Annotated in this window: 24 protein-coding genes; 10 read left to right on the top strand and 14 right to left on the bottom strand. The window is 72.1% G+C overall.

All coding sequences use genetic code 11. The annotated features are described in order from the left end of the window. The 4 genes from BLR02_RS29825 to BLR02_RS25820 form a co-directional block, all read left to right on the top strand. Positions 1 to 225, top strand: a 225-nt coding sequence (locus BLR02_RS29825; protein WP_218128071.1) for a hypothetical protein, incomplete at its 5' end; no start/stop codon positions are given. 137 nt (positions 226 to 362) lie between these two features. After that, complete coding sequence (locus BLR02_RS25830; RefSeq protein WP_090571550.1) at positions 363 to 1,529, top strand: acyl-CoA dehydrogenase family protein; 1,167 nt, start codon at positions 363 to 365, stop codon at positions 1,527 to 1,529. A gap of 46 nt (positions 1,530 to 1,575) precedes the next feature. After that, a complete protein-coding gene (locus BLR02_RS25825) occupies positions 1,576 to 2,325 on the top strand; it encodes an electron transfer flavoprotein subunit beta/FixA family protein (protein ID WP_090571552.1) in 750 nt (249 codons plus the stop codon). A gap of 2 nt (positions 2,326 to 2,327) precedes the next feature. Further along, entirely contained in the window at positions 2,328 to 3,251 is a 924-nt protein-coding gene (locus tag BLR02_RS25820; RefSeq protein ID WP_090665179.1) for an electron transfer flavoprotein subunit alpha/FixB family protein, read from the top strand. Between the two features lie 149 nt (positions 3,252 to 3,400). On the opposite strand, the gene BLR02_RS25815 is transcribed toward BLR02_RS25820, so the two are convergent. Genes BLR02_RS25815 through BLR02_RS25800 form a run of 4 tightly spaced genes read right to left on the bottom strand, consistent with a single transcriptional unit; the run spans position 3,401 to position 8,059 of the window. Then, complete coding sequence (locus BLR02_RS25815; protein WP_090571759.1) at positions 3,401 to 4,582, bottom strand: CaiB/BaiF CoA transferase family protein; 1,182 nt, start codon at positions 4,580 to 4,582, stop codon at positions 3,401 to 3,403. 14 nt (positions 4,583 to 4,596) lie between these two features. Further along, positions 4,597 to 5,724: a C4-dicarboxylate TRAP transporter substrate-binding protein gene (locus tag BLR02_RS25810; protein ID WP_090665178.1), complete on the bottom strand. Its 1,128-nt coding sequence runs from the start codon at positions 5,722 to 5,724 to the stop codon at positions 4,597 to 4,599. Positions 5,725 to 5,771: 47 nt separating this feature from the next. Continuing rightward, positions 5,772 to 7,082: a TRAP transporter large permease gene (locus BLR02_RS25805; protein WP_090665177.1), complete on the bottom strand. Its 1,311-nt coding sequence runs from the start codon at positions 7,080 to 7,082 to the stop codon at positions 5,772 to 5,774. A gap of 50 nt (positions 7,083 to 7,132) precedes the next feature. Next, positions 7,133 to 8,059 (bottom strand): Bug family tripartite tricarboxylate transporter substrate binding protein, encoded by a 927-nt coding sequence (locus tag BLR02_RS25800; protein WP_090665176.1) that lies wholly within the window; start codon positions 8,057 to 8,059, stop codon positions 7,133 to 7,135. A gap of 93 nt (positions 8,060 to 8,152) precedes the next feature. Here BLR02_RS25800 and BLR02_RS25795 point away from each other — a divergent pair, with 93 nt between their 5' ends. Then, positions 8,153 to 9,697: a class I adenylate-forming enzyme family protein gene (locus BLR02_RS25795; RefSeq protein WP_090665175.1), complete on the top strand. Its 1,545-nt coding sequence runs from the start codon at positions 8,153 to 8,155 to the stop codon at positions 9,695 to 9,697. 20 nt (positions 9,698 to 9,717) lie between these two features. On the opposite strand, the gene BLR02_RS25790 is transcribed toward BLR02_RS25795, so the two are convergent. Genes BLR02_RS25790 through BLR02_RS25745 form a run of 10 tightly spaced genes read right to left on the bottom strand, consistent with a single transcriptional unit; the run spans position 9,718 to position 18,085 of the window. Further along, positions 9,718 to 10,221, bottom strand: a complete 504-nt coding sequence (locus BLR02_RS25790) for a TRAP transporter small permease (RefSeq protein WP_090571799.1) — start codon at positions 10,219 to 10,221, stop codon at positions 9,718 to 9,720. A 19-nt stretch (positions 10,222 to 10,240) separates the two neighbouring features. Beyond that, positions 10,241 to 11,392 carry an acyl-CoA dehydrogenase family protein gene (locus BLR02_RS25785; RefSeq protein WP_218128070.1) on the bottom strand — a complete coding sequence of 384 codons (1,152 nt, stop codon included), beginning with the start codon at positions 11,390 to 11,392 and terminating at the stop codon, positions 10,241 to 10,243. Between the two features lie 5 nt (positions 11,393 to 11,397). Next, positions 11,398 to 12,387, bottom strand: coding sequence for an NAD(P)H-dependent flavin oxidoreductase (locus tag BLR02_RS25780; RefSeq protein WP_218128069.1), 990 nt, complete (start codon positions 12,385 to 12,387; stop codon positions 11,398 to 11,400). A gap of 7 nt (positions 12,388 to 12,394) precedes the next feature. Continuing rightward, entirely contained in the window at positions 12,395 to 12,862 is a 468-nt protein-coding gene (locus BLR02_RS25775; RefSeq protein ID WP_090665173.1) for a MaoC/PaaZ C-terminal domain-containing protein, read from the bottom strand. A gap of 13 nt (positions 12,863 to 12,875) precedes the next feature. Continuing rightward, on the bottom strand, positions 12,876 to 14,054 hold the full coding sequence (locus BLR02_RS25770) for a thiolase C-terminal domain-containing protein (protein WP_090571772.1): 1,179 nt from the start codon (positions 14,052 to 14,054) through the stop codon (positions 12,876 to 12,878). A 37-nt stretch (positions 14,055 to 14,091) separates the two neighbouring features. Beyond that, entirely contained in the window at positions 14,092 to 15,234 is a 1,143-nt protein-coding gene (locus BLR02_RS25765; RefSeq protein WP_090665172.1) for an acyl-CoA dehydrogenase family protein, read from the bottom strand. A gap of 3 nt (positions 15,235 to 15,237) precedes the next feature. Continuing rightward, positions 15,238 to 15,654: a Zn-ribbon domain-containing OB-fold protein gene (locus BLR02_RS25760; protein WP_090665171.1), complete on the bottom strand. Its 417-nt coding sequence runs from the start codon at positions 15,652 to 15,654 to the stop codon at positions 15,238 to 15,240. Between the two features lie 23 nt (positions 15,655 to 15,677). Continuing rightward, positions 15,678 to 16,490 carry an enoyl-CoA hydratase/isomerase family protein gene (locus BLR02_RS25755; protein WP_090665180.1) on the bottom strand — a complete coding sequence of 271 codons (813 nt, stop codon included), beginning with the start codon at positions 16,488 to 16,490 and terminating at the stop codon, positions 15,678 to 15,680. Positions 16,491 to 16,512: 22 nt separating this feature from the next. After that, on the bottom strand, positions 16,513 to 17,307 hold the full coding sequence (locus BLR02_RS25750) for an SDR family oxidoreductase (protein WP_090665170.1): 795 nt from the start codon (positions 17,305 to 17,307) through the stop codon (positions 16,513 to 16,515). Between the two features lies 1 nt (position 17,308). Beyond that, positions 17,309 to 18,085 carry an enoyl-CoA hydratase/isomerase family protein gene (locus BLR02_RS25745; protein WP_090665169.1) on the bottom strand — a complete coding sequence of 259 codons (777 nt, stop codon included), beginning with the start codon at positions 18,083 to 18,085 and terminating at the stop codon, positions 17,309 to 17,311. A 449-nt stretch (positions 18,086 to 18,534) separates the two neighbouring features. Between BLR02_RS25745 and BLR02_RS25740 the strand changes: the two genes are divergently transcribed. From BLR02_RS25740 to BLR02_RS25720, 5 genes are all read left to right on the top strand, one after another. After that, positions 18,535 to 19,752: an acyl-CoA dehydrogenase family protein gene (locus BLR02_RS25740; protein ID WP_090665168.1), complete on the top strand. Its 1,218-nt coding sequence runs from the start codon at positions 18,535 to 18,537 to the stop codon at positions 19,750 to 19,752. 1 nt (position 19,753) lies between these two features. Beyond that, positions 19,754 to 20,851 carry an acyl-CoA dehydrogenase family protein gene (locus BLR02_RS25735; RefSeq protein WP_090665167.1) on the top strand — a complete coding sequence of 366 codons (1,098 nt, stop codon included), beginning with the start codon at positions 19,754 to 19,756 and terminating at the stop codon, positions 20,849 to 20,851. A 34-nt stretch (positions 20,852 to 20,885) separates the two neighbouring features. Further along, positions 20,886 to 22,034, top strand: coding sequence for a thiolase family protein (locus BLR02_RS25730; RefSeq protein WP_090571517.1), 1,149 nt, complete (start codon positions 20,886 to 20,888; stop codon positions 22,032 to 22,034). Further along, a complete protein-coding gene (locus BLR02_RS25725; protein WP_090571501.1) occupies positions 22,034 to 22,459 on the top strand; it encodes a Zn-ribbon domain-containing OB-fold protein in 426 nt (141 codons plus the stop codon). The genes BLR02_RS25730 and BLR02_RS25725 overlap by 1 nt, the downstream gene beginning before the upstream one ends. Next, a partial coding sequence (locus BLR02_RS25720) for an FAS1-like dehydratase domain-containing protein (protein ID WP_176849834.1) occupies positions 22,456 to 22,964 on the top strand: 509 nt, incomplete at its 3' end. The genes BLR02_RS25725 and BLR02_RS25720, both read left to right, overlap by 4 nt.

Raw genomic sequence — 22,964 nt, 5'->3', positions numbered from 1 at the left:
GGGGGGGTTGCCGAAGGCGGCGTCGCGCCGGGCTTCGGGGCGGAGAGCATCGGCCTGGCCGAAGGGCAGCGGCTTGGCTACGCGCTGGACTATCTCGGCCGGATGCTTGCCGCGCAGGCGACGATGATGGGCTACCGCGACGGCTTCCTGCTGGTCGCCATCGCCTTCGTCGTCGCCATCCCACCCGCCTGGCTGATGCGCCTGCGCCCCCGCCGGGCAGGGTGAACGCCGCCGCGCCATCGGGTTTCGCGGAGGCGCTTCCGCGAATGGCGGGGCCATGCCAGCCTGGGACGACGATTTGACGGATGCCGGTCCGAACCGATAGGCGCGGATGGCGATCGAGGAATGGAGGGGGAAATGTCGTGGATTTCGCTCTGACGCCGCAGCACGAGGCGCTGCAGGAGGCCATCGGGCGCATCTGCGCCGATCTCGGCGACGAATACTGGCTGATGCGCGACCGCCAGGGCGGCTTCCCGACCGAGCTGCACCAGGCGCTCGCGAAGGGCGGCTGGCTCGGCGTCTGCATGCCCGAGGATGTGGGCGGCGCCGGGCTCGGCATCACCGAGGCGGCGCTGATGATGCAGACCATCGCCCAATCCGGCGCGGGCATGAGCGGCGCCTCGGCCATCCACATGAACATCTTCGGGCTGCAGCCGGTGGTGGTGTTCGGCACCGGGGAGCAGAAGCAGCGGATGCTGCCGCCGCTGATCGAGGGCCGCGAGCGCGCCTGCTTCGCCGTGACCGAGCCCAATACCGGCCTCGACACCACCCAGCTCAAGACCCGCGCCGAGCGGCGCGGGGGCCGCTATGTGGTGCATGGCCAGAAGGTGTGGATCAGCACCGCGCAGGTCGCCGAGAAGATGCTGCTGCTGGCGCGCACCACCCCGGCGGAACAGGCGCGCAAGCGCACCGAGGGGCTGTCGCTGTTCTACACCGACTTCGACCGCAGCCGCATCGAGGTGCGCGAGATCGAGAAGATGGGCCGCAAGGCGGTCGATTCCAACCAGGTCTTCATCGACGGCCTCGAGATCCCGCTCGAGGACCGCATCGGCGAGGAAGGGCAGGGCTTCCGCTACATTCTGCACGGCATGAACCCCGAGCGCATCCTGATCGCCGCGGAGGCGGCGGGCCTCGGTCATCTCGCGGTCTCGCGCGCCGCCGCCTATGCCAAGGAGCGCGTGGTGTTCGGGCGCCCGATCGGCCAGAACCAGGCGATCCAGCATCCGCTCGCCGAATGCTGGATGGAGCTCGAGGCGGCGCGGCTGATGACGATGAACGCCGCCTGGCGCTACGACAGCGGGCTCGAATGCGGGGCGCAGGCGAACGCGGCGAAATACCTCGCCGCCGAGGCCGGCTTCAAGGCATGCCAGCAGGCGGTGATGACGCATGGCGGCTTCGGCTACGCGAAGGAATATCACGTCGAGCGCTACCTGCGCGAAAGCATGATCCCGCGCATCGCCCCGGTGAGCCCGCAGCTCATCCTCAGCTTCGTCGCCGAGCGCGTGCTCGGGCTGCCGAAATCCTACTGAACGCGCCCCCGCGGGGCGCTCCCTTGTGCAACCCAGGAAGATGTCCATGAAGGTCCTCGTCCCCGTCAAGCGGGTGGTCGATTACAATGTGAAGGTCCGCGTCAAGGCGGATGGGTCGGGTGTCGAGACGGCGAACGTCAAGATGTCGATGAACCCGTTCGACGAGATCGCGGTCGAGGAAGCCGTGCGCCTGAAGGAGAAGGGCGTGGCGGAGGAGATCGTCGCGGTGTCCTGCGGCCCGAACGCGGCGCAGGAACAGCTTCGCACGGCGCTCGCCATGGGGGCGGATCGCGGCATCCTGGTCGAGCACGACGGCGTGCTGGAACCGCTGGCGGTGGCCAAGCTGCTGAAGGCGATCGTCGGCAAGGAAGGCCCGGCGCTGGTCATCCTCGGCAAGCAGGCGATCGACGACGACATGAGCGCGACGGGGCAGATGCTGGCGGCGCTGCTCGGCTGGGGCCAGGGCACCTTCGCCTCCAGGATCGAGAAGGAGGGCGACGCCCTCAAGGTCACGCGCGAGGTCGATGGCGGGCTCGAGACGGTGTCGGTGAAGTTGCCGGCGATCGTGACCGCCGATCTGCGGCTGAACGAGCCGCGCTATGCCTCGCTGCCCAACATCATGAAGGCGCGCAAGAAGCCGATCGAGACGGTGAAGCCGGCCGATCTGGGCGTCGATGTGACGCCGCGGCTACGCGTGCTGAAGGTCGAGGAACCGGCGAAGCGCCAGGCCGGCCGCAAGGTCGGTTCGGTCGAGGAGCTGGTGGCGGTGCTGCGCAACGAAGCGAAGGTGATCTGACCATGACGGTCCTCGTTCTCGCCGACCACAAGGACGGCGCGCTGACCCAGCCCACCCGCAGCACGGTGGCCGCGGCGCAGAAACTCGGTGAGGTGCATCTGCTGGTGGCCGGCGAAGGCGCCGGCGCGGCTTCGGCCGCCGCGGCAAGGCTGCCGGGGGTGGCGAAGGTGCTGACCGGGGCCGAGGCGCCGGTGCTGGCCGAGCCGCTCGCCGCGCAGCTGGTGGCGCTGGCGCCGGGCTATTCGCACCTGCTCGCCCCGGCCTCGGCCGCGGGCAGGAACGTGATGCCGCGCGTCGCCGCGCTGCTCGACATGCAGGTGCTCTCCGATGTCTGCGGCGTGGTCGATGCCGACACCTTCATCCGCCCGATCTACGCGGGCAACGCGCTGGCGACGGTGAAGTCGGCGGATGCGAAGAAGGTGATGACGGTGCGCGCCACCTCCTTCGACCCGGTTCCGGCCGAAGGCGGCACCGCGACGGTGGAAGCCGCCCCGGCCGCCGCCGACCCCGGCCTGTCGAGCTTCCTCGGCGCCGAGATCGTGAAGTCCGAGCGGCCGGAACTGACGGCGGCTCGGATCGTCATCTCGGGCGGGCGGGCCATGGGCTCGGCGGAGAACTTCGCCATCATCGAGAAGGTGGCGGACCGGCTCGGCGCCGCGGTCGGCGCCTCGCGCGCGGCGGTCGATGCGGGCTACGCGGCGAACGACATGCAGGTCGGCCAGACCGGCAAGATCGTGGCGCCCGAACTCTACATCGCGGTCGGCATCTCGGGCGCCATCCAGCATTTGGCGGGGATGAAGGACAGCAAGGTCATCGTCGCCATCAACAAGGACGAGGAAGCGCCGATCTTCCAGGTGGCCGATTACGGGCTGGTGGCGGACCTGTTCAAGGCCGTGCCGGAACTGGAAGCGGAACTGGCGAAGTAAGGTCGGGGGAGGAGAACCTCCCCCGAATCCCCCTCCCTTCTTTGACTATTGGCACCGGCCACCATCGTCAGTTCCCAGGTGCCAAAGACGGTTGAGGGGGGGGTCGGGGGGAGAAGTTCCCTTCTCCCCCCGTTTATCCGTTGCAGGGTTCAACCCGCGAGGACGACGCCCTCCTCGATCAGCGAGGCGATCTCCGCACCGGTCGCGCCGAGCCCTTCCAGCACCTCGATGCTGTGCTCGCCGAGGCCTGGCGCCGGCCGGATCGCGGCCGCGGCTTCCGGCGGCACCCCGGGCAGCCGGGGCACGAGGATGCGGCCATAGGGCGCCTGGTCCAGCTCTGTCAGGATGCGCGAATGGCGCACCTGCGGATCGGCGCGCATCTCGGCATAGCTGTTCACCGCGCCGCACAGCACGTCGTGGCGGCTCAGCAGTTCGGTCCAATGCGCGGTCGGCGCGGTGGCGAACAGCGCGGCGAGCCCGGCCTCGACCTCGCCGCGCCGTTCGAGCCGGCCGGCCACCTTGGCGAGCGACGCATCCCCCACCCAGTCGGTCCGCCCGACTGCCTGGGCGAGCTTGGCGAACATCGGGTCGGTCAGCGCGGTGACGTTGATGTAGCCATCGGCGGTTGCGAAGGTCGCCGCCGGCACCGCCACGGGCTGCACCGTCTTGCCGCCGGCGATCTCGTCCTCGATCACCGCCATGGCCTGGAAGGCGGTGGTGGCCTCGAGCAGCGAGGCCTCCACATGCCCGCCCTTGCCGGTGGTGGCGCGGCGATAGAGCGCCGCGCCGGTTGCCTGCGCCGCATAGACGCCGGTGCAGATGTCGGCCACCAGCACGCCCACCTTGCGCGGCGTCCCGCCCGCATCGCGGTTGACGCGCATCAGCCCGGTCATCGCCTGGAACACGGAATCCGATCCGGGCCGCTTCTCATAAGGGCCATCCTGCCCGTAGCCATTGACCGAGACATAGACAACCCGCGGATCGCGCGCGGCGAGATCGGCGTAGCCGAGGCCGAGCCGCGCCGCGACGCCGGGGCGGAAACTCTCGACCAGCACATCCGCGCCCTCGGCGAGGCGCGCCAGCAATTCGCGCCCCTTCGGCCGCGTCGCGTCGAGCGCGATGGACCGCTTGCCGAGGTTGCCGGCGATGAACAGCCCGCACTTGCCCTCGAGCCCCCAGCCGATGCCGCGGCCCCAATCGCCCGCGGGCGGCTCCACCTTGATCACCTCCGCCCCCTGCCGGGCGAGGATCGAGGCGCAGGACGGCCCCGCGAGCCCCTGGCTGATATCGAGCACCCTGAGCCCGCGATAGGGCGGCTCCCATGCCGGCATGGCGTTCCTCCTCCTCAGAACCTGACCCGGTCGAAGATTTCCGTCCGCAGCGCCTGCTCGAAGCGATCCGTGTCCACGCCGGTGCGTTGCACGATCTCGCGCCATTTCCGCAGATTGCCAAGGAAGGCCTCGATCACCGGCTCCGGGTTGCGGGCGCCGCGCTGACGCGCCACGGCGATGGCGTTGCGCACCTCGTCGCGGTTGTATTCCTCGAGCAGCCGGGTCAGCGCCGGATCGGGCGGGTAGGAGGTCATGCCGCGCTCCCGCGCGCGGCGCTCCACCGTCTCGTCGTCGCGGACGTAGCCGACCGCGACCTGCGCCAGGGCGCGCGGGACCAGGCGCAGGAAGGCGGCGCGGTCCTCGGCGCGGATGCCGTTCCAGCTGTCGCGGTTGAAGGCAATCAGCGCGCCGCCGAAATACGCCCCCATCGGCAGGTCCACGACGTTCTTCGCCACATCCCACAGCGACAGCGTCTCGAGCCAGGCCACCGAGCCGATGACGCAGTCGAGCTGGCCGCGCTCGAGCGCCTCATAGGCCTCGGCGTTCGGGATGTTGACGCCGACCCCGCCCATGCGCTGCGCCCAGCGCCCATAGACATTGCCAGCCGCGCGCATCCGCAGTCCGCGCAGGTCGTCCATGCTGCGAACCGGCTGGCGGCACATCACGCGGTATGGCGTGGTGGAATAGGCGCCGATGTAGATGGTGTTGTTGCGGCGATACTCGGCCAGGCAGTCGGGGCAGTTCAGCAGCACCGTCTCGTTGATCGCGCCCATCGTCGCCAGCGGATCGGCGGCGAGCAGCGCGAGGTCGCTCATCGCCGTGTTCAGCGGGATCTGATTCGGATGATAGAGCGAGACGACGAAGCCGCCATCGACCAACCCCGTGCGGATGGCCGAGAGCGTCGCCGGCCCGGCGACCAGCGAGCCGCCCGTGTGCAGCTGGATCCTCAGCGACCCGCCGGTCGCGCGTTCCGCCTCCTGGAACAGCGGGATCAGGCCGTCGCGGTTGCTGCCGTGGCTGGGCGGCAGGTAGCTGGAGTAGGTCAGCGCCCGCTGCTCCGCCGCCGCGCCGGTGGCCAGCAGTCCGCCCAGCGCCAGCGCGGCGCCGGCCAGCAGGGCCGTCAGTCCCGATGTGCTCGTCATGTCCGTTCCTCCCGTGTCGTTGATGGTACGTCTCGCGTGGGGCGGCCTCACCGCCCCATCAGGTCGGGCAGCCAGAGCGAAATCCCTGGATAGGCGATCAGCAGGCCCGTGATCAGCGCCTCCGCCGCGAGGAACCAGAGCAGGCCGCGGAAGATCGTCGGCAGCGGCACCTCCTTGCCGACGATGCCGCTGACGACATAGGCGTTCATCCCCACCGGCGGCGTCAGCAGGCCGATCTCAAGATACTTGATGACCAGCACGCCGATCCAAACCAGATCGAGGTTGAGCGCCTGGAACATCGGCAGCAGCACCGGCAGCGTCAGCAGCATCAGCCCGAGCGGATCGAGGAAGCAGCCGAGGAAGAGGTAGATCAGCGAGGCGCCGAGCACCACCAGCAGCGGATCCACCGCCCAGCTTCCCATCAGCCCGGCGAGGAAGCCCGGCATCCCCGACAGCGCCAGGAAGCGCGACAGCAGCACCGCGCCGATGGCGATGAAGAAGATCGAGGCGGTCCCCTCCAGCGCCTCCACCACCGCCGCGCGCATCGCCGCGCGCGACAGCCGGCCCTGCGCCGCGGCGATGCCGCAGGCGGCGAGCGCGCCGACCGCCGCCGCCTCGGTCGGCGTCGCGACGCCGCCATAGAGGCTGCCGATCACCGCCAGCACCAGCACCGGGATCGGCCAGACCTGCCGCAGCGCGGCCAGCCGCTCGGCCCAGCCGGCCGGCTCCTCGCTGCGCGGCGCCAGCGCCGGGTTGAGCCAGCAGCGCAGGATGATCATCGCCGCATAGACCGCCGCCGTCAGCAGCCCCGGCAGGATGCCCGCGATCAGCAGCCGGCCGATCGGCTGCTCGGCGAAGATGCCGTAGAGCACCATCAGAATGCTCGGCGGGATGAGCGAGCCGAGGGTGCCGCTCGCCGCCACCACGGCGGTGGCGAGGCCGGGCTCGTAGCGCGCGCGCAGCATCTCGGGGATAGCGAGCCGGCCCATCGCCGCCGCCGTCGCCATCGAGGAGCCCGAGGCGGCGGCGAAGCCGGCGGCGGCGAAATTGGTGGCGACCGCGAGCCCGCCGGGCAGAAAGCCCAGCCACAGCCGCGCGGCGCGGAACAGGCTGCCGGTCATGCCGGTGTGGTAGGCCACCGCCCCCATCAGCAGGAACATCGGCACCGCCGAGAGCGACCAATGCGCGGCGAATTCGAAGGGCAGCGCGCCGAGCGCGCCGAGTGCCGCCTGCGGGCTCCGCAGCACCGCAATGCCGACAACCGAGACACCGCCGAGGGCGACCCCGATCGGCACCCGCAGCGCGATCAGCACGAAGACGGCGCCGAGCCCGGCGAAGCCGATCTGCAGCGGTGTCATGCGGCGGCTCCGGGCCGGGGGCGGAGGGGAAGCGGGCGGCGCGGCGGCATCTACTCCACCCTGATTCCGGATTCGCGTATCAGCCTGCCCCAGGTCGCGAGGTCGGCGGCCAGCAGCGCGCGCAGCTCCTCCGGCCCGCCCTGGCCCATCACCAGCCCGCATGGTTCCCACTGGGCGCGAAAGGCGGGATCGCCGGTGGCGGCGCGCATCGCTGCGGCGAGCCGCGCGACGATCGGCTGCGGCGTGCCCGCCGGGGCGAAGAGCGCCTGCCAGAAACTGGCCTGCACGCCGGGCAGCGTCTCCTGCATCGCCGGCAGGTCGGGCATCAGCGCGATCCGCTCGCGCGCGGTGACGGCGATGGCGCGCGCGCGGCGGTCGGCCAGCAGCGGCGCCGCATCCGACACCGTGGCGAGGAAGGCGGGCAGCCGCCCCGCCGTCAGGTCCACCAGCGCCGGCGCCGCGCCGCGATAGGGCACATGCACGAAGGGCGCGCCGATGCCCGAGCTGCCGAAGGTCAGCCCGCCCGGCGTGCGCCGCGCGAGGTCGAGGAAGCCGGCAAAGTCCGCCGCCGGCACGTCCGGATGGACCACCAGGATGAAGGGCGTGTCGTAGAAATGCGCGATCGGCGCCAGTTCCCGCAGCGGGTCCTGCGGCACCAGCTGCGGCTGCAGCGCGGGCGCGATGGCGAGGCTCGCCGCGCCCATCAGCAGCGTGTAGCCGTCGGGGCGCGCGCGCACGACATGGGCGGCGGCGATGGCGGCGGCCGCGCCGGTGCGGTTCTCCACCACCACCGGCTGGCCGAGCTCGCGCGCCAGCCGCTCGGCCGCCGCGCGCGTCGCCGTGTCGGTCAGCGCCCCGGCCGGGTAGCCGGTGACGAGCGTGACCGGCCGCGCCGGCCAGGCGGCCTCCTGCGCGCGCGCGGCCGCCGGCGCGCCGAGCGCCGCCGCGAGGAATGTCCGCCTGCCGATGCCGCTCATCGCCGCCCCCCCCCATCCGGGCGCGCGCCGCACGCCCCGTTGACGCATCATCGCCCCGCCCGCAGCCTGCGCGCGCAGGAACAGGAGGACGCCATGACCGAAAGCCCCGCCGATGCCGGCATCCTTGGCGCCGCGACGCTGACCGTCGCCGATCTCTTCCGCGACCGCGCGGCGCGGCACCGCGACCGCATCGCGCTCGAACAGGATGGCCGGCGCTGGACCTATGGCGCGCTGGAGGAACGGGTGAACCGCCTCGCGCGCGCGCTCGCCGCGCGCGGCGTCGGCCGCGGCGACCGCATCGCCGTGCTGTCGGAGAACCGGCACGAATTCGTCGAGGCCGAACTGGCCGCCGCCTCGCTCGGCGCCATCGTGGCCTGCCAGAACTGGCGCCAGTCGCGCGAGGAGCTGGCCTATTGCCTCGCCCTCGCCGAGCCCTGCCTGTGCCTGGTCTCCGAGCGCCACGAGGCGCGCCTGGCCGAGGCCGGCGGCGAGGCGCTGCCGGGCCTGGTCTTCGGCCCGCGCTACGAGGCGGCGCTGGCGGCCGAAAGCGCCGCGCCGCCGCCCGACCGCGCCGAGCCGGAGGACGGCCTCGTCATCCTCTACACCAGCGGCACCACCGGCATGCCGAAGGGCGCGCTGATCAGCCAGCGCGCCATGGTCGCGCGCGCCATCATCGCCCGCGCCGACCAGAGCGCCTTCCCCGAGGAGACCTTCGTCGCCTGGTCGCCGATGTTCCACATGGGCGCCACCGACAGCGCGCTGGCGGCGCTGATGCATGGCGGCAAGGTCATCATCCAGGACGGCTTCGACCCCGCCGCCCTGGTCGCGGTGCTGGCGCGCGAGGAACTCGGCTGGCTCTCGGTCATGCCCGGCACCGCCGAGCCGCTGCTCGAGGAACTGCGCCGCAGCGGCGCGCCCGCGCGCGGGGTCCGGCTGGTCGGCGCCATGGCCGACCTGATCGCGCCGGCCGCCATCGCCGAGCTGACCGGACGGCTCGATGCGCCGTTCCGCAATACCTTCGGCTCGACCGAGACCGGCCCCGGCCCGGCCAGCCGCGGCCGCATCCCAGTGGGCGCGACGCCGGCGCGACTGTCGAAGGTGCAGAGCTCCTATTGCCGCATCCGCCTGGTGGACCCCGAGGACCGCGAGGTGCCCGACGGCGAGCCCGGCGAGGTCGCCTTCCGCGGCCCGAGCCTGTTCAGCGGCTACTGGCGCGCGCCCGAGACCAATGCGCGCGACTTCCGCGGCGGCTGGTTCCACATGGGCGACGTGATGCGGCGCAACCCCGACGGCACGCTCGATTTCGTGGACCGGGTGAAATACCTCATCAAGTCGGGCGGCGAAAACATCTACCCGGCCGAGATCGAGCGCGTGCTGCTTGCCTCCCCGCAGGTGAGCGAGGCGGTGGTGGTGCGCCGCCCCGACGCCCGCTGGGGGGAGGTGCCGGTGGCCTTCGTCGCCCGCCGCGACGCGGCACTGACCGAGGCCGAGCTGATCGCCGCCTGCCGCGCCGCCATCGCCGGCTACAAGGTGCCCAAGGAGATCCGCTTCATCGAGGAAGCCGCGCTGCCGCGCAGCACCACCGGCAAGATCCGCCGCCACGAGCTCGAGGCGCTGCTGCGCCCGCCGGCAGCCTGAACCGGCGGGCGGCGCGCGCGTCATGGCGCCGGCGCCCGGGGCGGCGCCACCTCGCGCACGGCCTGCAGCAGCATCCACGCCGCCATCGACCAGGTGCCGAGCGGCACCGCCCAGCGCGTCGGCCAGATCAGCACGTCGAAGGCGACCGCGCCGGTGGCCTCGCCGACCTGCGTCATCTCCCACGCCTCCTCGGCGCCGGCCCAGCCGAAGGCGGCCAGATAGACGGCCGAGAGCAGCAGCGCCGCCGCCTCCAGCCCGCGCCGCGCGGGCGCCGGCAGGGCATCGGTGAACAGCGTCACCGCGATGTGGTGGCGCTTGCGCTGCACATGGGCGAAGGGGAAGAACACCGCGGCCGCCATGAAATAGTATGAGACCATCTCGAGCGTGCCGGGCACCGGCCAGCGGAACAGGTATTTCAGCGTCACGTCGAGCGTGACGTTGACCATCATCAGCAGCAGCGCCGCCCCGGCGATCCACAGCATCGCCGCGGTGGCGGCCCCGAGCGCGCCTTCGGCGGTCCGCATGGCCGTGCCCTCCCGCTGCTCACAGCCCCATGCGGCGGGCGATGATCCCGCGCATGATCTCGCTGGTGCCGCCGCCGATGGTGCCCACGCGGGCGTCGCGGAAATACATCTGCATGTCGTGGTCCATCATGTAGCCGGCCCCGCCCATGATCTGAATGCCCATGTCGGCGCAGCGGCTGTTGTTCTCGGTCGCCACGACCTTGGCGATGGTGGTCTCGCTCACCGGGTCGAGCCCGGCATCCATCATCTCCGCCGCGCGGTAGGTCAGGGCGCGCGCCGCCTCCGCCATCATCCGCATGTCGGCGAATTTGTGTGCCACCGCCTGGAACTCGGTGATCCGCCGGCCGAAGGCGGTGCGCTCGAGCGCGTAGTCGCGGGCGTCGTCGATGATGCGCTGGCAATTGCCGCTCGCGGCGGCGGCGAGGCAGAGCCGCTCGACATTGAGCCCGCGCATCAGGTTGCTCCAGCCCTGGCCGCGCCCGCCCAGCATGCGCGCGGCGGGCACGCGCACATCGTCGAAGAACACCTCGTTCACATGGATCATCCGCCGCCCCAGCGCGCGCAGCGGCCGGATGGTCAGCCCCGGGCTGCGCGCATCCACCAGGAACACGGTGATGCCGCGATGGCCGGCATCGGCCTCGGTCTTGGTCACCACCGCGAGGTGGTGCGCGACATGGGCGCAGGTGATGTAGATCTTCTGCCCGGTGATGACGAAGTCCTCGCCGTCCTGCACCGCGCGGGTGCGGATCGCCGCCGCGTCCGAACCGGTATGCGGCTCGGTCAGGCAGAAGGCGAGCCGGGTCTCGCCGCGCAGCAGGCCCGGCATGATCTCGGCCTTCAGCGCCTCGGACGCGCCGAGCAGCTGCCGCCCGCCATAGATCGCCGTGGTCAGCCAGGCCGAGGCCATCTGCGCGCTGTGCCAGGAGACCGCCTCGACGAAGACCGCGAGATCCTTGAACGAGCCGCCGGCGCCGCCGATCGCCGTGGGGAAGGGCAGGCCGAGCCAGCCGTCCCGCGCCAGCGCCGCATAGGCGTCGAAGGGGAACTCGCCGGCCTCGTCGAGCGCGCGGATGCGCTCGCGCGGCAGCACGCGGGCGAGCAGCGCCTGCACGCTGTCGCGCATCATGCGCTGTTCGTCGGTCAGGCCGAAATCGCGCCCCGGATCCTGCATCGCCATCATCCTTCCCCCTGCGCGCCCGCCAGCGCCGCCGCGCGCGTCGCCGCCGCGCGCGCCCCGGCGACGATGCGCGCCACCACCTCCCCCGCCGGGGGCAAATCGTCGATCAGGCCCACCGCCTGGCCGGCCCAGACCAGCCCCTCGTCGAGCGCGCCGCCGACCGCGGCGCGTTCGTTCGCCGCCCAGTCCACCATGGCGAGCACGCTGTCGCGGTCCGCGCCCGCCTTCTCCGCCGCCTGGATGCGGCGGGTCCAGGCGCTGTCCAGCACCCGGCCGGGCATGCCGAGGCTCTGCTTGATGACCAGCGTGTCCTCGGGCTGCGCCGCCAGCAGCGCCGCCTTGTAGCGTTCATGCGCTGCCGCCTCGCGGGTGGCGACGAAGCGCGTGCCGAGCTCGATCCCGTCGGCGCCGAGCGCCAGCGCCGCGGCGAGGCCGCGCCCGTCCACGATGCCCCCGCTCGCCAGCACCGGGATGCCGACGGCATCGACCACCATCGGCACCGCCACCATCGTCGTCAGGTCCGAGCGCCCGAGATGGCCGCCGCCCTCATAGCCGACGGTGGCCACCACGTCGGCGCCGGCCTGTTCCGCCTTGCGCGCCTGCTCGGCGCCGGCCACCAGCACCAGGGTGCGGGTACCGGTGCCCGCCAGCCGGTCGATCCAGGGCCGCGGATTGCCCGCGGTGAAGGAGAGCACCGGCACGCCTTCCTCGACCGAGAGATCCACCAGGGCCGAGATGTCGATCCGCCCGATCGGGAAGTTCACCGCGAAGGGCGCGGCGGTCAGCGCCTTGGCCTTGCGGATCTCGGCGCGCAGCAGCTCGGGCTGGTGCAGCCCGGCCATGGCAATCTGGCCGAGGCCGCCCGCCTCCGAGACCGCCGCCGCCAGCTCCGCCCGCGCGACGCGCGCGAGCCCGCCCTGCACGATCGGGTAGCGGATGCCGAGCACGCGCGTCGCGCGCGTCTCCATCCGGTCGGCGGCGCCGTTCATCGCGCGCTCAGCCCGGCCGGCGGCGATAGAGCAGGGTGGCGCGCATCTCCTGCGCCACCGTGCCGTCCTGCTTCACGCAACGCCGGTCGAGCGTGACGGTGCCGCGGTCCGGCTTGCTCGATTCCTTCTTCGCCACCACCTTCGCCACCATGCGGATGGTGTCGCCGTGCTTGACCGGGGACAGCATCTTCCAGCCGTCGATCTGCAGCAGCGCGAGCAGCGTGCCGTCATTGATGCCGCTGGCATAGGTGAGACCGCCCATCACCGCATAGACCAGCGGCCCATGGGCGATCGGCTCGCCGAACTGGGTGGTGCGGCAATACTCGAAATTGGTGTGGACCTCGTTGAAGTCGCCCGAGAGGCAGGCGAAGTTGACGACGTCGGTGGAGGTGATGGTGCGCGCCGGCGTCGTCAGCTCCTGGCCGATCTCGAAATCCTCGAAATACATCCCGCGCGGCTTGCCCGTGGTGGTCATGCTCCGTTCCTCCTCATGCCTTGTCCTTGCCGAGCAGCATCGTGCAGTGCGACGACAGGATGCCGCCCTCATTGTGCACCAGCGCGACCTCCGCACCCTCCACCTGCCGCGCGCCGAGGCCGCCGCGCAGCTGGCGCACCGCCTCGACGATGCCGAACAGCCCGCCCGCCGCCCCGGCATGGGCGTGGGAGAGCATGCCGCCATGGGTGTTCACCGGCACCGCGCCGCCGCCGATCGCCGCCCGCCCGTCGAGCCAGTAGCGGCCGCCCTCGCCGCGCGGGCAGAGCCCGAGCTCCTCGGCCTCGATGATCGGCACGACGCTGAAGCAGTCGTACAGCTCGGCCACGTCGATATCCGCCGGGCCGAGCCCGGCCATGCGATAGGCCGCCGCGCCCGAGCGCGTGGCGCCGAACTCGGTCAGGCTCGGCGCGCACATGATGTGCTCATGCGTGTGGAACTCGCCGATGCCGAGCAGGTAGGCCGGCTTCGCGCGCAGGTCGGCCGCCCGCTCGGCCGAGGTGACGATGAAGGCGCCGCCGGCATCCGAGATCAGGCAGCAATCGAGCATGCCGAGCGGATCGGCGATCGGCTTGGCCGAGAGCACCTGCTCGCGCGTCAGCGGCGCCTTCATGTGGGCGTTGGGATGCAGCAGCGCGTGCCGCCGCGTGGTCGCCGCCACCTCCGCCATCTGCTCGCGCGTGGTGCCGTATTCCAGCATGTGGCGGCGCGCGATCATGGCGTAGAAGCCGGGGATCGAGGAGCCGTAGGGCTGCTCGAAATACGGGTGGCCGACCGCGGTCAGCGCCGCCACCGCCTGGTCGCGGCTCTGGCCGGTGGCGCGGTTCTCTCCGGCGGTCACCAGCACCACCTCGGCCTGGCCGGCGACGATCGCCTCGGCCGCGTGCTTCAGCATCACCGCCGGCGTCGCTCCGCCCACCACCAGGGAGGCATTGAAGCGCGGCTGCAGGCCGAGATACTCGCACAGCACCGATCCCAGCATGAAATAGGGCTCGGTGAAGGAATAGGCGGTCAGCAGCCCGTCGATGTCCGGCGGCTTCAGCCCGGCGTCGTCCAGCGCACGCTTCGCCGCCTGGGCATTCAGCCCGAGGCCGGTCATGCCCGGTACCTTGCCGATGTCGGATTCGCCGACGCCGACGATCGCCACCCGGTTCCGCAGGCTCGTCCCGCTCATCTTCCCGCTTCCTTGCCCTGGCGTCCCGTCGCGCCGTTCACAACCCGATCTCCCGCGCGATCAGCTGACGCTGGATCTGCGAGGTCCCGCCGCCCACCGTGGAATTGCGCGCATCGCGCCAGTAGCGCTGCATGTCGTGGTCATAGGTGTAGGCATGCCCGCCCAGCACCTGCATTCCGAGCGTGGTCAGCCGCACCAGCATCTCCGACGCATGCAGTTTCGCCATGCTCGCCTCCCGCGCGCAGGGCAGCCCCTGGTCGTAGCGCCAGGCGGCCAGCGCGGTCAGCCAGCGCGCCGCCTCCACCTCGGTCGCGGCGTCGGCCAGCGCATGGGCGAGCGCCTGGAAGCGCCCGATCGGCTGGCCGAACTGCTCGCGCTCGCGCGAATAGGCCACCGCATCCTCCAGCGTCGCCAGCGCGCAGCCGAGATTGTAGGCGGCGATGGTGATGCGCTCGCGCTCCAGGTGGCGGGTGACGTAGCGCCAGCCCTGGTTCGCCTCGCCGATCAGGGCCGCGCCGGGCAGCCGCACCTCGTCGAAATAGATCTCGTTCAGCCCGATGATATGCCGCCCCACCGTGTCGAGCCGGCGCATGGTGATGCCGGGCGTGTCGTTGGGCACCAGCAGCAGCGAGATGCCCTTGTGCTTCGGCGCGTCCGGGTCGGTGCGCGCCACCAGGATGATGTGGTTGTCCCTGGCATGCGCGCCGGTCGAGAACAGCTTCTGCCCGCTCACCACCCAGTCGCCGCCGTCGCGGCGCGCGCGGGTCCGCAGCGACGCCGCATCCGAACCCGATTGCGGCTCGGTCAGGCTGAAGGAGAGCTTGGCCTCCCCGCGCGCCACCCGCGGCAGCATCGCGCTCCGCATCTCCTCGGACGCGAAGTCGCCGAGGATCGCCGCCCCCCAGGCGATCAGCGCGAGGCGCGAGGCGATGTCCATCGAGGGGCGGGCGAGCTCCTCATAGACGATGGCGCAATCCTGCATCGGGCTGCCCAGTCCCCCATAAGCGGCGGGCACCACCATCGCCGGGAAGCCGGCCTCCACCATCGCCGCGTGCAGCGTCTCGGGGAACTCGCCCCCGCGGTCCCAGCGGCGCACCGCCTCGCGCGGGCAGTGGCGGCGGACGAAGGCGGCCGCACTTTCGCGCAGCAGCCGCTGCTCCTCGGTCGGGGCGAAGTCCATCGCTCAGCCCCGCCCGCCAGCGCGGCGGAACTGCGGCACGGCGGCGCCCTCGCCGCGATCCTCGAAGCAGACCGCGACGGCATCGCCGATCGCCGTGTCGAGCGCATCCTCGCCGAGGATGTTGGCCATCATGCGCGGGCCTTCCTCAAGGTCGATCAGCGCCACCACATAGGGCACGCGCGGGGCGAAGGCGGCGAGCGGGGCGCGGCGGATGACGGTGAAGCTGTGCACCGTGCCGCGCCCGGTGGCCTCGACCCAGCGCAGGTCGGCGGACCAGCAGGCGGGGCACAAATGGCGCGGCATGAAATGCGTCTTGCCGCAGGCATCGCAGCGGCGGATCAGCAGCCGCCCTTCCCGCGCGCCCTGCCAATAGGGGGCGGAATCGGCGTTGACGACGGGGCTCGGCAGGGTTTCGGCCATGCTCTCGGGTTCTCCTGTCGGGATCAGCGGCGCGCCGCGGCGGCGGCGGCCGGGAAATCGGCGGGCCGGCGGTCGAGCATGGCCGCCAGCCCCTCGCGGAACTCGGCGCTCGACATGGCCAGCGCCTGGCCCAGCCCCTCATAGGCGAACATCTCGTCGAGGCTGCTCTCGAAGCTGCGCGCCATCAGGATCTTGGCGAGGCCCATCACCTCCGCCGGGCCGGCAGCGAGGCGCTGCGCCTCGGCGAGTCCCGCCGCGTCGAGCTCGGCATCGGGCACCACGCGGCCGACCAGGCCGAGCGCCAGCGCCTCGGCCGCCGTCAGGCTGCCGGCGCCGAACAGGAAATCCTTGGCACGCGCCATGCCGATCAGCCGCGGCAGCGTGTACATCATGCCGATGTCGGGAATCGCGCCGAGGCGGAAGAAGCCGGCCATGAACACCGCGCCCTCGGCGGCGATCAGCCGGTCGCCGGTGAGCGCGAGACCCATCCCGCCGCCCACCGCATGGCCGTTGACGCCGATCACCACCGGCTTTTCCAGCGTCATCAGCGGCACCAGCCAGCGGCTGAGGCGGCGGAAGCGGCGATGCACCGGCCAGGGGTCGCTCGCCTCGCGCAGCATCCGCAGGTCGCCGCCGGCGCAGAAGCTCGGCCCCGCGCCGGTCAGATAGACCGCCCGCACGGCGGGGTCGGCCTCGGCTTCCTCGACCGCGGCGCCGAGCGCGACGCGCATCTTCTCGTCGAGCCCGTTGCGGTTGCGCGGATTGTCGAGCCGCAGCACCAGCACCGCGCCCTCGCGCCGCCGCCTGACCAGATCCATGGCCGGATCGGTGCTCATGGCCTTGTCCTCCGCTTCCGCCTCATGCCGCGACATGCTTCAGCCAGCGCCCGCCATCGACGACGAGGTTGTCCCCCGTCACATAGGCGGCGAGCGGCGAGGCGAGGAACACCGCGGCATTGGCGACATCCTCGGTGCGCCCGAAGCGGCCAAGCGCGGTGCGCCGGCGTTCCAGCTCCGCCACGCCGCGGTCCTCATAGAGCCGGCGCACCCCTTCGGTGTCGGCGATCGGCCCGGGCGAGATGGTGTTGCTGCGGATGCCGTCCGGCCCCCATTCCACCGCCAGGCTGCGGCTGAGCGAGAGGATGCCCGCCTTGGCCGCCGCCGCATGGGCCGCCCCCGGCCAGCCCGACAGCGCGTTCATGGTGATGATGCTGATGATCCGCCCGCCGCCGCGCGATGCCTTGAGCGCGGCATAGGCGGCGCGGCAGCAGTGGAAGGTGCCGTTGAGGTCGATGTCCACCACCGTCTTCCAGCCATTGGCCGAAAGGTCGGCGGTCGGGCAGAAGAAGTTGCCGGCGGCGTTGTTCACCAGGATGTCGAGCGCGCCGAAGCGTTCGACCGTGCGCGTCACCGCCTCGTGCACCTGCTCGTAGGAACGGACATCGGCCTGGAAGGCGGCGACCTCGGCGCCTTCTTCGGCGAGGCGCGCCGCCGCGGCGTCGAGCGTCGCCTGCCTGCGGCTGGCGATCACCACCCGCGCGCCGAGCCGGGCATAGGCGGAGGCGATGGCGAAGCCGATGCCGCTGCCGCCGCCGGTGACGAAGGCCACCTGGTCGGCCAGCAGCCCGGGCGCGAAGGCGGTGCCGGCGAGCATGTCAGGATCCCTTGCGCGGCGCGGATTGCCGCCGGCGGGCGGCGGCCAGCGCGGCGCGGTGCGAGGCGGTGGTGGTGGCCAGCGCGAAGGCGTCCGCCTCATGCGCCAGCGCATTGTCGAGCCCCTGGCCCCAGCGCTGGCGGCACAGCGACTTGGTCAGCATCAGCGCCTCGCGCGGCAGCGCCGCGACCTCCCGCGCCATGGCCAGCGCCGCGGCGTCGAAGCCGGCCACCGGCGCCACCCGCCGCGTCAGGCCGAGCCGCCGCGCCTCCTCGGCCGGCAGGGTGCCGCCGGTCAGCAGCAGGTCGAGCGCCACCGCGCTGCCGAGGCGCGCCTGCAGCAGGAAGGCGGCGCCGCCATCGGGCACGATGCCGAGATGCACGAAGGGAAAGCCGAGCCGCGCATCCTCGGCGAGCAGCAGGATGTCGGCCGCGAGCGCGAGCGAGGCGCCGCCGCCGAAGGCCGCGCCCTGCACCGCCGCGACCACGATCTTGTCCATGCGGATCAGCGCGAGGTGCTGCGCCTGCGCCAGCAGGATGCGCTCGCGCCAGGCGAAGGCGTCCTCGGGCATGTCGTCGAGATCGGCGCCGGCGCAGAAGGCGCGGCCTTCCCCGCGCAGCAGCAGCACGGCGATGTGCGGGTCGGCGGCGATCTCGCGCAGCCGCGCGGCGATGGCGTGGCGCACCGCCGCCGACAGCGCGTTGAGCCGGTCGGGCCGGCACAGCCGCAGCACCGCCACGGCGCCGTCGCGCTCGAGCACGACGCCCTCCGCGCTCATGGCGCGCCGACTCCATCGCGCTGATCTGGGCGCATGGCTGTTCCTCCCGTGGGGCAGGACGCCGCCGTCGCGGCGCGCGCCATGCCTCCGGGGATGCACGCAGCAATGCGCGTGCCAGCGCGGGCGGGCCGCCCCACCCGGTCTGGCGCATGCATCCGCCTGTCCCGGCATTGTCGGCGGCGCGGACATGATGTCCGCGCCGCGCGCATCGAATGCCATCGCGCTGCGGGGGCTTGCGCCGGCGGCGACGCAACGTGACACTGGCGCGCCGTTGCATCGATGCCGCGAGGGCGCTGGCACGCCGCGCGCAAGGTGCGTCGCGCGAGGCGCGTCGCGCAGGACGGGCCGCGCCGGGGGCGTCCGGGGGGCTGGCGCCGCCCGGGCGCCACGGGATGCGGCCTGCCGGGCGGTGGCCCGGCGGGAATTGGAAGAATGAGCGGAGGAACTCCATGGACTTGACGCTGACCCCGAAGCACCGAGCACTGCGCGAGGAGGTCGATGCCTTCATCGCCGCGCATCGCGGCGCCGCGCCGCGCCCGGGCGGCGGGCGCAAGCGGCCCGACCGCAAGGCGCTGGACTGGCAGGCGCTGCTGCTCGAGCACGGCTATTTCGCGCGCACCATCCCGCGCGAATACGGCGGCTTCGGCGCGCCGCACGACGTCATCGAACTGGCGATCATCGCCGATGCGTTCAGCCGCGCTGGCATCTCGCCTGGCATCCACAACCAGGGCATCAGCATGCTGGTGCCGACTCTGCTCGAGGTCGGCACCGAGGAGCAGAAGCGGCGCTGGATCGGCCCGACCATCCGCGGCGAAGTCATTTGGTGCCAGGGCTATTCGGAGCCTGGGTCAGGTTCCGACCTCGCCGCCGCGCAGACCCGCGCCGCGGTCGAGGACGGGCACTTCGTCATCAACGGCCAGAAGATCTGGACCAGCTCGGCGCATTTCGCCGACATGATGTTCCTGCTCTGCCGCACCGAGCCCGAGCAACCGAAGCACGCCGGCCTGTCCTACCTGCTGGTGCCGATGAACGCGCCGGGGATCGAGGTGCGCCCATTGCGCACCATGACCGGCCGTGCCGAGTTCAACGAAACCTTCTTCACCGACGTGCGCGTGCCGGTGGACCAGATCGTGATGGGGCGTGGCCAGGGCTGGCACGTCGCCAACGTCACGCTGAAGTACGAGCGGCTGCTGCTCGGCGACCCCAACAAGCTGCAGCAGCGTTTTGAGGCGATCCGCCGCATGATGGAGCAGCCGGGCGCCGAAGGCTCGCGCTTGCTCGACCGTGCGGAGTGGCGCGACCGTCTGCTGCGGCTACAGGGCGAGGTGATGGCGGCTCGCCACCATAACCTGCGCCTCCTCACCGAGCAGGCGGAAGGCGTTGATTCTGGCCTCGGGCGCTTCATCGTGAAGTATCATGGCACCATGTTGGCGCACCGGCTGGCCTCGCTGGCGCTCGACGCGATGGGCAGCTCCGGCTTGCCCTACGAACCGCAGGGCGAGGCGGCCGAGGACGATGCCGCCACCACCTGGCAGATCGACTACATGTACGACATCGGCCTGATCATCGGCGGCGGGTCGTCGAACATCCAGAAGAACATCATCGGCGAGCGCGGCCTCGGCCTGCCGCGCGAGCCCAAGGCGGCGGCGCCGGCGGGGAGGAACTGAGGTGCGGTTCGGACTGACGGAGGACCAGCTGCTGTTCGGCCGCTCGTTGCGCGGCTTCCTCGCCGACCGGCTGCCGCTCGATGCGCTGCGCCGCCTCGCCGAGCCCGGCACCGGCTTCGATGCCGAGCTGTGGCGCGGCCTCGGGGAGCTTGGCCTGCACGGGCTGCTGGTGCCCGAGGAACATGGCGGGGCCGGGCTCGGCATGCTGGACGCCGCTTTGGCGGCCGAGGCGCTCGGCTACCATGCTGCGCCCGCACCCTTCGCGGCGGCCCTGGTGATGGCCGTGCAGGCCTTCCGCAGCGCCGGCGACGCCGAGCAGCAGGGCCAGTGGCTGCCGCGCATCGCCGAGGGGCAGGCGCGCATCGGCCTCGGCTTCGCGGGGCTGGCGGGGCAGACCGGCCGGGCGGCGCTGCGCCTCGAGGGCGGGCGCCTGTCCGGCGCGCTGGACGGGCTGATGGATGGCGGCGACGCCACCCATTTCCTCGCCTACCTGCCCGATGGCCGCGCCGCGCTGATCGAGGCCGGTGCCCCGGGCGTGACCGCCACGCTGCGGCGCAGCGTGGACCGCACCCGCGCGCTGGTGGATCTCGACCTCGCCGGCGCGGCGCCGGTGGCGCTGCTGCAGTCCTCGAACGATCCGCTCGCCGCGGCGCGGCGGGTGCGCGACGCGGGGCGGGTGATGCTGGCGGCCGACACGCTCGGCGCCGCGCAGAACATGCTCGACCGCGCCGTGGCCTATGCCAACGAGCGGGTGCAGTTCGGCCGCGTCATCGGCAGCTTCCAGGGCGTGAAGTACATGTGCGCGGACATGGCGACCATGCTGGAGCCGTGCCGCGCCATGGTCTGGTACGCCGCCTACGCGCAGGACGCGGTGCCGGAGGAAGCCGCCATGGTCGCCTCCCACGCCAAGGCCCACTTGGCGGAGGTCGGTCGCGAGGTGGCCCGCCTGGCGACCGAGGTGCATGGCGGCATGGGCTTCACCGACCTGCTCGGCCTGCACTACCAGTTCAAGCGCATCACCTTCGACCGGCAGGTGCTCGGCGGGCCCGAGCGCTGCCGGCACGACGCGGCGGTGGCGCAGGGCTGGATCGCCGCCTGAGCCTGGCGATCGCAACGAACCGGAGGGAATGGACATGTCCTTGCGCGAGAAGGGCGCGATCACCGGGGTGGGCGAGACCGCCTATTCCCGGGAATCGGGCCGCAGCGTGCTGTCACTGCAACTCGAGGCCTCGCTGAAGGCGATCGAGGATGCCGGCCTCAAGCCGACCGACATCGACGGCGTGATCCCCTATGCCAGCGGGGTCGTCGCCGAGGACTTCATCACCAATCTCGGCCTGCCCGACCTGCGCTTCTCGGCGGTGACGCCGCTCGGCGGGGCAAGCTGCGTCGCCGCGGTGCAGTGCGCCGTCGCGGCGATCGCCGCCGGCATCTGCAACCACGTGCTGATCCCGGTCGGGCGCAACGGCGCCTCGCAGGGGCGCATCGGGATGCGGGTGCAGCAGATGCCGCAGTTCCGGGTGGTGGGCGAGTTCGAGATGCCGCTCGGCGCCATCGCGCCGGCGCAGCTCTACGCGCCGATGGCGCGCCGGCACATGGAGCTCTACGGCACCACCAGCCGGCAGCTTGGCGAGATCGCGGTCTCGACCCGCGCCAACGCCATGCTCAACGGCAACGCCGTGATGACGAAGCCGATGACGATCGAGGACCACCAGGCCTCGCGCATGATCTCCGATCCCTTCCGGCTGTTCGATTGCAGCCTCGAGAGCGACGGTTCCTGCGCCATCGTGGTCAGCGGCGTCGAGCGCGCGCGCGACCTCCGCAAGCCGCCGGTGGTGGTGATGGGCGTCGCCGAGGGCCACCCGGATTCGCCCAGCGTCATCACCCAGCGCCCGGACATGACGCGCTTCGGCCTCGCCAAGGCGGCGCCGCGCGCCTTCGAGATGGCCGGCGTCAAGCATGACGACATCGACGTGGCCGAGATCTACGACTGCTTCACCTTCGTCGTGATGTGCCAGCTCGAGGATCTGGGCTTCTGCAAGAAGGGCGAGGGCGGCCCCTTCGTCGAGAGCGGCGCGATCCGCCTCGGCGGCAAGCTGCCCGTCAACACCCATGGCGGGCTGCTCAGCCAGGCGCACATGGTGGGCATGAACCACATCGCGGAGCTGGTGCGCCAGCTGCGCGGAGAGGCTGGCAAGGCCCAGGTGCGCGACGCCGAGATCGGCCTCGTCACCGGCTATGGCGACATGGGCGACGGCTCCGTCGCCATCATGCGGAGGGGATGATGAGCGCGACCGGAACCTACAACAAGCTCGTCCCCGAGCCGACGCCGCACAGCGCGCCCTACTGGGAGGGGCTGAACCGCGGCAAGCTGCTGCTGCAGAAGTGCGGCGGCTGCGGCGAGATCCGCCACTATCCGCGGCCGATGTGCCCGTCCTGCCATTCGATGGAGGTGGAATGGGTCGAGGCCAGCGGCCGCGGCGTGATCCACAGCTGGACCATCACCCACCACGCCTTCCACCCCGGCGTGCGCGACGACCTGCCCTATACCCTCGCCACGGTCGATCTCGAGGAGGGCGTGCGGATGCTGGCGCAGCTGCGCGGCGTGCCGGACGACAAGCTGCGCATCGGCCTGCCCGTGCGCGTCGAGTTCGAGACGGTGAAGGAAGGGCTCACCCTGCCCTACCTGGTCCCGGGAGAGCCGGCATGAAGATCGACATCGACCGGCTGCGCAGCCATATCGGCCGCAAGATCGAGGAGACCGACGAGGCGACGCTGCCGCCCATGCGCGGCATGACCGTCGTGTTCGAGCGGCCCGAGCCGGCGCCCAAGCGCGGCGAGCCGGTGCCGGCGGGCTGGCACTGGTGCTTCTTCGTGCCGCTCGCGCCGCGCTCCGTGCTCGGCGCCGACGGGCTGCCCACCTCCGGCGGCGTGCTGCCGGAGATGCCCCTGCCGCGGCGGATGTTCGCCGGCCAAGCCTATACCTTCCACGCGCCGATCCTGGTCGGCGACGAGCTGCGGCGCGAGACCGAGCTCGCCGACCTCCAGCTGCGCGAAGGCGGCACCGGCACCATGGTGTTCACCACCGTGAGGCGGCGGATCTACACCCCGCGCGGCCTCGCGGTGACCGAGGACCAGCACACCGTGTTCCGCGAGGCGGCCGACCCCGCCGCCCCCGCGCGCGCGCCCAAGCGCGACCCGGCGCCCACCGATGT

Source organism: Belnapia rosea (assembly GCF_900101615.1).
GTDB classification, from domain to species: Bacteria; Pseudomonadota; Alphaproteobacteria; order Acetobacterales; family Acetobacteraceae; genus Belnapia; species Belnapia rosea.
Note: the sequence above shows the minus strand (reverse complement) of the source record. Positions and strands in the feature narration are given on the sequence as shown.